This is a genomic window from Burkholderia sp. LMG 13014 (genome assembly GCF_905232215.1).
Lineage (GTDB): Bacteria > Pseudomonadota > Gammaproteobacteria > Burkholderiales > Burkholderiaceae > Burkholderia.
Genome location: NZ_CAJNKE010000770.1, coordinates 1 through 2,396 on the forward strand (window position 1 = coordinate 1; position 2,396 = coordinate 2,396).

The following is a 2,396-nucleotide window of genomic DNA, read 5'->3' on the forward strand; positions in this document are numbered from 1 at the left end:
GGCCGCGCGACGGCACACGGCGCGGCCGCGCCGCGTCAGCAGCAGGTAAACAGGTAGCTCGGCCCGGCGTCGCAGTAGGCCGCGAGTGCAACGGCCTCCTCGTCCAGGCTCGCGGGCTGCTCCGGTATGCCGACCGTCATCACGTTGCGCGGCAGGTTCCAGCTCCCGCTGCCGCTTCCATGGTTCGTCCAGCCATGATTGCCGGGCGTCTTGACGACCTCGATGTCGACGATCCACGGACACTGGTAACCGAAGTATTTCGCGAGCGTCTCCAGCGGCTTCTCCAGCAGCTCGCCCTTGAATTCCGGGTCCCGCCACGAGAGCGCGATGGCGCGCAGATAGACCTTCTGGAACTCCAGCATCGATTCGAGCGTCGGATTGGCGTTGTTGTTTGCCATGTCGGTTTCCCCGAGGTCATTCCATGATGGTGATGTGGTTCGCGTTGTAGGCAGCCAGCGCCTGCGCGAATTGCGCCTCGTCCGCCGGTGCAGGCGGCAGGTACAGCGTGAGCTTGTTTCTGCGGCCGGCCGTCCAGTCGCCGTTGACGGTCGGCGTCCACACCGACGATTTGGGCTGCACCTTCAGGTCGAGCCGGAACGGAAAGTGATAGTCGAAATGCTCGCGCAGCGCCTTGATCGGATCGGCCTCGAGTTCGTCGAGAAACGCCGGCGAATGCCATGCCAGCGCGATCGCCCGGATGACGGTGGCACGGTATTCGAGAAACTGTTCGTACGTCGGTAATCGAAGATCCTTGCTCATCTCTCTGTTCTCCTGATTGACGAATTGAACCACTTACGGCAACGACTGCAACAGCGCTCCGGCGAACCTGGCGATGCGGCCCATGCCCGCCGTTGTTGCAATTTCGACTGCACGCCGACACGCGTCCAGCGCGGCCACGCCGCCGCATCGCGGATCGGCCAGGCGCAAGTACTCGCACTTCTTCAGCAGCAGTTGCGCTTCGTAATACCGCTCCCCGGTCGACTCGCACCACGCGAGGCATTCTTCGATCCGGGCGAGCGCGGCGCCGTAATCGCCGCCCGCGGCATCCAGCTCGGCCAGCAGCGACGTGTAGTAGGTCAGCCCGAGCAACCCGCCCGACTGCCGCTGCGCATCGAGATGCGCGACGACCCCCGCACGATCCCCTTGCGCCCACGCGCGAATGATCGCCGCGTAGTGCCCGACCGCGCGCAACCGGTGGACCTCCGACAGGCGCAGGATCGCTTCCGACAGCGCGAGTGCCGCGTCGCGATCGCCCGCGAGCTGGTAGGTGCGCGCGAGGTACATCATCGTGACGCCGAGCGTCGGCAGATGATCGAGGCAGGTCGCGCAATACACCGCGTCGTGCGCCAACGCGAGCGCGGCCTGTGGATCGTCGTCCATGCACCAGCGCACGCTGGCCAGCGACGCCATCGTCCACGCGCGCGTATCGAGCCCGAGGATGCGCCGGTGATCCGCGTCGCGCCGCACGTCGTAGCCTGCCAGCACCGCGTCGAACGCGGCGCGGGCGCGCGCATAGTGGCCGTCGACCCACAGGCTCATGCCGCGCATCGCGTCCGCCGCGACCTGAGCCCCGGCATCGCCACGCTCGCTCGCGAGCGCATCGAGCCGCAAGCCGATCTCGCGCACGGTGGGACGGTCGCCGGCGACGTGGTAGTAGGTCGACAAGGTCCATAGCGCGCTGATCTCGAGCTCCGGGTCGTCGAGCGTCTGCATCTGCCGCAACAGCTGCTCCGCATGTTCGCGCACCTGCGGATTCGCCCAGCCGAACCGCGCCATCGTCGCGTGCGTCAACGTCGCACGGATGCGCGCGCTGTCATGTTCACGTTGCGCGTAGTCGGCGTTGCCGAGCCAGTCGAACACGCACTGCCCATAGCGGATCGCATCGTCGTACCGCGAGCATGCGAGCGCGCGACGCGACGCGTCGATGCCATGGGCGATCGCGTCGGTCAGGCCCCCCGCACGCGCGAAGTGCCCGGCGACACCGAACGTGTGCGCACCCGCGCCGCGATCGGCTTCCGCGGTCAGCGCACGGCCGACACGCGCATGGTTGCCGCGCCGCACGGCGAGCGGCATCGATTCATAGGCCGCGTCGCGAATCAGCGCGTGCCGGAACGCATAGAACACACGATCGCGCCGGTGCTGCGCATACACGATCCGCTCTTCGAGCAGCAGCCGCAGGTGTGCGTCGAGCGTGGCCCGATCATGGGGCGATGCATCGGCGAGCAGTTGCGCATCCACCTCGAGCCCGATGGTCGCGGCGAGCTGCGCGGTATCGCGCGCGTCGTCGATCCGGTCGAACGCGAGACCGAGCATGCCGCCCAGGCTGAGCGGAAGCGGACAGGGATCGGTGGCCCGCAACCCCGCGAGCGAGCCGTCGGCGCCGCTCGCCGTCAGCT

At 67.6% G+C, this 2,396-nt stretch carries 3 protein-coding genes; all 3 read right to left on the minus strand.

The window, feature by feature from the left end; genetic code table 11:
* Positions 1-35: 35 nt before the first annotated feature.
* Positions 36-398 carry a BMA_0021/BMA_0022 family TOMM bacteriocin gene (locus JYJ84_RS34350; protein WP_122949264.1) on the minus strand — a complete coding sequence of 121 codons (363 nt, stop codon included), beginning with the start codon at positions 396-398 and terminating at the stop codon, positions 36-38.
* Positions 399-414: 16 nt separating this feature from the next.
* Positions 415-759 (minus strand): BMA_0021/BMA_0022 family TOMM bacteriocin, encoded by a 345-nt coding sequence (locus JYJ84_RS34355; RefSeq protein WP_043179516.1) that lies wholly within the window; start codon positions 757-759, stop codon positions 415-417.
* Between the two features lie 33 nt (positions 760-792).
* Positions 793-2,396 (minus strand): TOMM system kinase/cyclase fusion protein (locus JYJ84_RS34360; RefSeq protein WP_205190105.1); only part of this gene is annotated, 1,604 nt, incomplete at its 5' end.